7 protein-coding genes are annotated in these 7,176 nt (G+C 44.6%); 4 read left to right on the top strand and 3 right to left on the bottom strand.

From position 1 onward, the window contains the following. Window positions 1-263 precede the first annotated feature (263 nt). On the bottom strand, window positions 264-878 hold the full coding sequence (locus OCK74_RS23390; RefSeq protein WP_279299525.1) for a hypothetical protein: 615 nt from the start codon (window positions 876-878) through the stop codon (window positions 264-266). A gap of 340 nt (window positions 879-1,218) precedes the next feature. On the opposite strand from OCK74_RS23390, the gene OCK74_RS23385 reads away from it, so the two are divergent. From OCK74_RS23385 to OCK74_RS23370, 4 genes are all read left to right on the top strand, one after another. Beyond that, on the top strand, window positions 1,219-1,662 hold the full coding sequence (locus tag OCK74_RS23385) for a MarR family winged helix-turn-helix transcriptional regulator (RefSeq protein ID WP_279299524.1): 444 nt from the start codon (window positions 1,219-1,221) through the stop codon (window positions 1,660-1,662). A 20-nt stretch (window positions 1,663-1,682) separates the two neighbouring features. Further along, the gene (locus OCK74_RS23380) at window positions 1,683-3,458 is read left to right on the top strand and encodes an acyl-CoA dehydrogenase family protein (protein WP_279299523.1); all 1,776 of its coding nucleotides are present in this window, start codon (window positions 1,683-1,685) and stop codon (window positions 3,456-3,458) included. A 136-nt stretch (window positions 3,459-3,594) separates the two neighbouring features. After that, window positions 3,595-4,443 carry a KPN_02809 family neutral zinc metallopeptidase gene (gene ypfJ, locus OCK74_RS23375; RefSeq protein ID WP_279299522.1) on the top strand — a complete coding sequence of 283 codons (849 nt, stop codon included), beginning with the start codon at window positions 3,595-3,597 and terminating at the stop codon, window positions 4,441-4,443. 118 nt (window positions 4,444-4,561) lie between these two features. Next, on the top strand, window positions 4,562-4,888 hold the full coding sequence (locus OCK74_RS23370; protein ID WP_279299521.1) for a DMT family transporter: 327 nt from the start codon (window positions 4,562-4,564) through the stop codon (window positions 4,886-4,888). 4 nt (window positions 4,889-4,892) lie between these two features. Here the strand turns inward: OCK74_RS23370 and OCK74_RS23365 are convergent, their stop codons facing one another. Continuing rightward, window positions 4,893-5,333, bottom strand: coding sequence for a hypothetical protein (locus OCK74_RS23365; protein WP_279299520.1), 441 nt, complete (start codon window positions 5,331-5,333; stop codon window positions 4,893-4,895). A 165-nt stretch (window positions 5,334-5,498) separates the two neighbouring features. Continuing rightward, window positions 5,499-7,139, bottom strand: a complete 1,641-nt coding sequence (locus tag OCK74_RS23360; RefSeq protein ID WP_279299519.1) for an ABC-F family ATP-binding cassette domain-containing protein — start codon at window positions 7,137-7,139, stop codon at window positions 5,499-5,501. Window positions 7,140-7,176 lie beyond the last annotated feature (37 nt).

Here is a 7,176-nt window from a genome sequence, read left to right as displayed (position 1 = left end):
TAATGAGTGAAATCAACAACAAAAAAGAAAGTACTCTCATAATAAGTTAGTTAAAATTGATTTAATTGGAATATAACAGTAGATAAATTTACGAACCAAGCTCATCCAGGCAAGTGAATTTTTCTTAACTCCATAACGAGCTGATTCGCACAGCCTTCCATAAACTTCTTCATTCGCTTTCTTTGTTGTCCAATCTGCATGAGCCCATCTGTAGTGCTTATCTGAAAACAACAAAAACGAACTAAATTCTACCCCTTACCGCTCTAAATTTTCAATACTTCTAAGCCTCCCGGTTCTCTTCTTAAAACATCTACTCCCTCAGGCCCAACCGCCTCTTCTTTCTGCCACAACACCTTCCAGGCTTCCCTCTGCTCCCCACCCTTTACCCCATCAGCATGCCCCCCTCTCAAATTCCCCATTGACCATTGCCCATTCACAAACTCCACCATCTCCCTTCTGCCCGTGCTCATCATGCCTCTCACCGCCAGCTGCTTACGGAGCCACTGCTTGTCTCCCTGCCTGCTCATGTACAACCGAATAGCAGCCTGGTACACATGCTTCCGCTTCTTCCTTGGCAATGTCTTCCTAAATTCCTCCTTCCTTTCCGCATCCGAGAGGATCCACCTTGCATACACCACTGCCTCCTTAAACAAATCCCTCCTTACCCGCTGCTTTTCAGAAGCCACTATGCCACTCATGTCTGGGTACTTGGTGATCACGATCCTTTTCTTCCACTTCTTTTTCTTGTTCCCCCTATAATGCTTCACCACAAAGCACTTCCCAATCGAGCCCCTAATCATGCCCAACAAGAGTCTAGGTACCTTCTTGCCATCCTTGATCACCACCCTTTCTTTGCTATTGATATAGACCTGATTCATCTTCTAAATCCATTTACCCCTAAAGCTACTCCGCCCCATCCACAAGCAAAAACCTCCTGGCCGCTTTGGCATGAAATGGCAGGAAGTGGCCGCTTTTGTCCGCTTCCCCTTCAGCTTTCCAGCAGGGATCCTTCGTACCTCAAGTATACCTGAAGCATACCATCAGTATACCTACAGTAGGGCAACAGTATCCCTCCTTCGTTCCAGAACTTCTAAAAAGCATCTTTTCTTCCCCCTTCCTCTTCCCCCATAAAACCTTGACTCCTCTGTCTCTTTATTTATCATTCCTTCCTTTCTTCCAATCTTTTTATTAACTTTAAATAGTTGCATAAACAACCATATGCTTGACTACCAATTCAAGAAAGGCGAATTATACAGCTTTATTACAGGAAAAGCTTCCATCGCCATAGCGAGGCGCTTGCAAAAGAAATTCAACGCACACGGGCTCAATCTAACCATCGAGCAATGGAGCGTTTTATATCATTTGTGGAAGGAAGACGGCAAAAGCCAGCAGGAATTGTGCAATGCTACTTTCCGGGATAAACCTAGTATCACCCGCCTGGTGGATAACTTGGAAAGATCTGGCCTGGTAAAAAGAGTGCCTTCCGAAAATGACAAACGCATTAACAAAATTCATCTGACCGAGCACGCGCTATTGCTCCATGAGCAAACCATGCTGCTGGCAGAAGAAACCCTGAAAGAAGCCCTGGAAGGTGTTCCGGCAGAACAGATTGATTTATGTAAGGAAGTCTTGCAGAAAGTATACGACAATTTAACCCTCTAAAACCCATAAAACCCGTCATCATGCAAACCACAGTAACAAAAGCATTAAAAGGAGGCGAATGGCTCATTAAAGAAAGCGCTTCCATTTTTACACCTGAAGAGTTTACTGAAGAGCAACGAATGATTCGCGATATGTGCGAACAATTCCTTCAGACTGAAATCATCCCCTTACTTGAAAGAATAGACCACCAGGAACCCGGCCTTATGCGTTCCCTAATGGAAAAAGCTGGAGAGCAAGGGCTGCTGGCTGCTGCTTTCCCTGAAGAATATGGCGGCCTGGGTAAGGACTTTATTACTTCCACCATCATCAACGATTATTTGGGAGCCGGCCATTCCTTTTCTGTAGCCATCGCAGCCCATACTGGCATTGGCACACTCCCTATCCTGTATTTTGGAACTCCGGAGCAAAAGCAAAAATACCTTCCCAAACTGCTGAGTGGAGAATGGATAGGGTCCTATAGCTTGACAGAACCTAATAGCGGTAGCGATGCCCTGAGTGCAAAGACTTCAGCCCGCCTGTCCGAAGATGGGAAATACTATGTACTGAATGGCCAGAAATGCTGGATCACCAATGGCGGCTTTGCCGACGTCTACACCGTCTTTGCTAAGATCGATGGAGATAAATTTTCAGCCTTTATAGTGGAGAGAGGTTTCGAGGGTTTTACACAAGGACCCGAAGAACACAAGATGGGGATAAAAGGCTCCTCAACTGTACAGTTGTACTTCCAGGATTGTAAAGTGCCGGTAGAAAACCTGCTGGGAGAAATAGGTAAGGGCCATAAGATCGCCTTCAATATTTTAAACATTGGCCGCCTCAAACTTTGTGCAGCTGCCTTGGGTGGTACCCGTCATGCCATCACCAATTCAGTGCAATATGCCAACACACGCGAGCAGTTCAAACAACCCATCGCCAACTTTGGTGCGATCAAACACAAATTGGCTGAGATGGCTATACGCACCTTTGCTTGTGAAAGTGCCTTATACCGCACTGCAAAGTGGATAGACAGTAAGGAAGCAGAACTGCTGGAAGGTGGCAAACCCTATAACGAAGCTGTTCTGACTGCTGCAGAAGAATACGCCATCGAATGTGCCATCCTCAAAGTAATGGGGAGTGAAACCTTAGACTTTGTAGTGGACGAAGGTGTTCAGATCCATGGTGGGAATGGCTTTAGTGCCGAGTATAATATCTCAAGAGCTTACCGGGATAGCCGTATCAACCGCATCTTTGAAGGCACTAATGAGATCAACCGCTTGCTCATTGTAGACATGACCCTGAAACGTGCATTACAGGGCCGCCTCAACTTGATGGGTGCTGCAATGGAAGTACAAAAAGAACTCATGAGCATTCCTGATTTTGGATCTGAAGACGAAACACCTTTTGCTGAAGAACGCAAGATGGTGGCCAACTTCAAGAAAGCTATCCTGCTCACAGCAGGGGCTGCTGTACAAAAGCTGATGATGAAACTGGAAAACGAACAGGAAGTGTTGATGAACATTGCTGATATGTCTATCTACACTTTCGTGGCTGAAAGCTTATTACTTCGGGTAATAAAACTCTCCGGATCAGAAGGCGACAGCCAGGTGTATAAGGATATACTATCCTGCTATTTATATGATGCCGCCGACAGGATCTTAAAGCATGGTAAGGATGCACTGAATGCCTTTGCCGATGGCGATGAACTGCGCATGATGCAAATGGGCCTGAGACGCTTTACCAAGGCACAGCCCTTCAACAGTAAAGATGCTCGTCGCCGTATCTCCGAAGTGTTGATTCAAAAGAACACATATCCACTGTAGACAAGTATTGAGAAGGGATTGGAACCTCGTTCTTCAATCCCTTCTACTAACATCCGGCACGCTTTTTTATCCTCCTTTTGAGTAAACCTATTTTTAAACAAAGGGAATTCATCTCCCTACATCCAGGTTTGAAATTATGTTATGGCAAGGTAGAAGACAGAGTTCCAACGTGGAAGACCGCCGTGGTATCTCCGGTGGACAAGTGGCCGTTGGTGGTGGGATATTAGGCGTTATCGTCTTAGTATTGAACTTCTTATTAGGTGGAGGCGATGTGTCGCAGCTGCCACAACAGCTGCCTAACCAGGGCCGCGAAATGACAGCCGAAGAGAAGGCCGCAGACGATCAAAGAGCCCAATTTGTAAAAGTTGTTTTGGCTGATACAGAGGATATATGGAACCAATTGTTCAAAAAAATGGGTAAAGATTACCCAGAACCTACTTTAGTTTTATTCCGTGACGGAGTTCAGTCTGCCTGTGGAATGGCAAGTTCGGCTTCTGGTCCGTTCTATTGCCCCGGCGATCAGAAACTATATGTTGATCTTTCCTTTTATCAGGAATTGCAGGAACGCTTCCAGGCACCTGGAGATTTTGCTATGGCCTACGTGGTAGCACACGAAGTTGGGCACCATGTCCAAACCCTTTTAGGGATTTCCGACAAAATGGCCCGGATGCGGCAACAAATGGATAAGGAAGAGTACAACCAGTATTCTGTACGTATGGAGTTGCAGGCAGACTTTCTGGCCGGTGTGTGGGCTCATTATGCTGATAAGTTGAAAAATGTTGTGGAAAGTGGTGATATAGAGGAAGCCTTAAATGCCGCTAATGCCATTGGGGATGACCGCCTGCAAAAGGAAGCCCAGGGATATGTAGTTCCTGAGTCATTTACCCACGGCACCTCTCAGCAAAGAATGTACTGGTTCAAGAAAGGCTACCAAACTGGTGATATCAACCAGGGCGACACCTTCAACGCCCCTGAACTGCAATAGAGATATTTTCTCTATTTTCGGGCACTAAATAAATGACGAATGACTAATAGAGGGTCACCCCCAATATGAAGTCATTCGTCATTTATTTTATCATCTACGCGACTTATAACCCATAAAAATGAATTGGATTATCCTGATCATCGCTGGTCTTTTCGAAGTAGGCTTTGCCACCTGCCTAGGCAAAGCAAAGGAAACATCAGGCACAACAGCCACCCTTTGGATGGTTGGTTTCTTTATCTCCCTATCCATCAGCATGTTCCTCCTCTATAAGGCTACTCAAACATTACCTATTGGAACTGCTTATGCCGTATGGACTGGCGTTGGTGCCGTAGGAACCGTATTGGTAGGCATCTTATACTTTAAAGAGCCCGCTGAATTCTGGCGTGTATTTTTTCTCTTCACCCTCATAGCCTCCATCATCGGGCTGAAGTTTGTTTCCAATTAGCACCTTACTTGGTCATATGATTCCATACTTCAAGAATTCCCTTGTCAATACTATTATTGATGAGGGTTTTTTTATACAAGGAAAATTCATTTCTGGTTAATTTCTGAATATCTCCAGTATCTCTATAACTGGAGTTCCATAAAATGATTTTATTGCCGGAGATTTTGAAGTTTGCTGTGTCATAAAATAAAGTGAAACCGTCTGTTAAGAGCGAATAAACTTTACCATCACTTCTGAAATCTCGATAAACCCCTTCACCGGCAAAGCTGAAAGTATCTTTTACCGTTGATCCGCCTGTTGGGGACCACCATTGAACAGCACTGTTGATGTTCCACTTTCCTAATGCTTGTGTTGAATTGTTTTCTTCTGAAGAAATTTCTTTCTGGCACGAACTAATAAAAAATAGTGAGATAACTGTAAGAATACAAAAGACGTTTTTTTTCATGATTCAGTTTTGGTGTAGATACATTTATTAAATCAGAATGAAGTTTTACCTCTATCCAATTTATGCATTGAAGATAATGCACAGCTTGATATTTTTAGAAATAAATAAAAAGGGTATCATTCCGATACCCTTTTACTATTGAAAAACTATTTCTTAACTACATACTTATACCGCTACCGCCCTCTGGTACATCTCTTCTCTCAATTGCTTCACCCTCTTGTCTTCAATGTACTCATCAAATGTCATCAGGCGGTCGATAATGCCATTAGGTGTCAATTCAATCACCCTGTTGGCCACCGTCTGCATAAAGGTATGGTCATGTGATGTCAACAACACAATACCTGGGAATGTCTGACAGCCTTCGTTGAAGCTTTGGATGCTCTCCAGGTCCAGGTGGTTGGTCGGCTGGTCCAAAACAATCAGGTTGGGGTTCTGCAACATCATCCGGCTGAGCATACAACGCACTTTTTCACCTCCACTCAGTACGTTTGTCTTCTTCATGATATCATCACCACTGAACAGCATTTTTCCAAGAAAACCTCTAAGAAATGGTTCATCGGCATCAGTAACATGAGGCGGCACGTACTGACGCAGCCAATCAAGCAGGGTTAAACCTTGCTTGAAGAACTCATTGTTTTCCAATGGCAGGTAGGCTTTGGTAATAGTAGTACCCCACTCAAACTTACCGGCATCAGCCTGCATATTACCGTTGATGATTTCAAAGAAGTTGGTAACAGCCAACGGGTCTTTACTCAACAATGCGATCTTCTCACCCTTGTTTACGCTGAAAGTCACTTTATCAAAAAGCCGGCGGCCTTCTACTGAAGACTTCAGGTTTTCTACATTCAGGATTTGGTTACCTACCTCACGCTGAGGTTGGAAGATAATGCCTGGGTAACGGCGGTTAGATGGCTCAATTTCTTCAATAGTGAGCTTTTCCAATGCCTTCTTACGGGCAGTAGCCTGGCGGCTCTTAGACGCATTGGCCGAGAAGCGGGCAATAAAGTCAATCAAAGCCTGGCGCTTATCTTCAGTCTTTTTATTCTTATCGCTCAACTGGCGGGCCATCAACTGCGATGACTCGTACCAGAAAGTATAGTTACCGGTAAATACCTTGATTTTCTGGCGGTCCACGTCAGCTACGTGTGTACATACCGCATCCAGGAAGTGACGGTCGTGGGATACAACCAATACGATGTTCTCGTAATCGGCCAGGAAGTTTTCCAGCCAGCCAATGGTTTCTATATCCAGTCCGTTGGTAGGCTCATCGAGCAGCAGGATGTCCGGGTTACCAAATATGGCTTGGGCCAAAAGCACCCGCACTTTCATGTTGGAAGGAATGTCCTTCATCAGGCTTTGGTGAAACTCTTCCTTCACACCCAGTTCGCCTAACATGCTGCCGGCATCACTTTCTGCCGTATAGCCACCCATCTCGCCATACTCAGCTTCAAGGTGACCAGCACGCATATAATCGTCTTCTGTAGCATCAGGATCCAGGTAAATGGCGTCTTTCTCATGCATCACATCCCACATCTTCTTATGACCCATCAGCACTGTATTGAGTACAGTAACATTATCAAATTCAAAGTGATTCTGTTTCAATACAGCCATGCGTTCGCCTGTCGTAATGCTTACCGAACCCTTATTAGGCTCAATTTCGCCAGATAAAATCTTTAAGAAAGTTGATTTACCAGCTCCATTGGCGCCAATCACACCATAGCAATTGCCCTTGGTGAAGTTGATGTTTACCTCATCAAACAGCACTCTCTTACCGAATGATAGCGTTATATTATTTACAGAAATCATAATAGCCTAAAATTGAAGGCGCAAAGGTAGCATTTTC

Origin of the sequence: Paraflavisolibacter caeni (genome assembly GCF_025628885.1) — a bacterium.
GTDB classification, from domain to species: Bacteria; Bacteroidota; Bacteroidia; order Chitinophagales; family Chitinophagaceae; genus Flavisolibacter; species Flavisolibacter caeni.
This window is presented reverse-complemented; position numbering and strand designations above follow the sequence as displayed.

What these genes read in the sequence shown, in the direction of transcription:
- OCK74_RS23360 (WP_279299519.1), bottom strand. Translation starts at nt 7,139, where the DNA reads ATGATTTCTGTAAATAATATAACGCTATCATTCGGTAAGAGAGTGCTG.
- OCK74_RS23380 (WP_279299523.1), top strand. Translation starts at nt 1,683, where the DNA reads ATGCAAACCACAGTAACAAAAGCATTAAAAGGAGGCGAATGGCTCATT.
- ypfJ (WP_279299522.1), top strand. Translation starts at nt 3,595, where the DNA reads ATGTTATGGCAAGGTAGAAGACAGAGTTCCAACGTGGAAGACCGCCGT.
- OCK74_RS23385 (WP_279299524.1), top strand. Translation starts at nt 1,219, where the DNA reads ATGCTTGACTACCAATTCAAGAAAGGCGAATTATACAGCTTTATTACA.
- OCK74_RS23390 (WP_279299525.1), bottom strand. Translation starts at nt 878, where the DNA reads ATGAATCAGGTCTATATCAATAGCAAAGAAAGGGTGGTGATCAAGGAT.
- OCK74_RS23365 (WP_279299520.1), bottom strand. Translation starts at nt 5,333, where the DNA reads ATGAAAAAAAACGTCTTTTGTATTCTTACAGTTATCTCACTATTTTTT.
- OCK74_RS23370 (WP_279299521.1), top strand. Translation starts at nt 4,562, where the DNA reads ATGAATTGGATTATCCTGATCATCGCTGGTCTTTTCGAAGTAGGCTTT.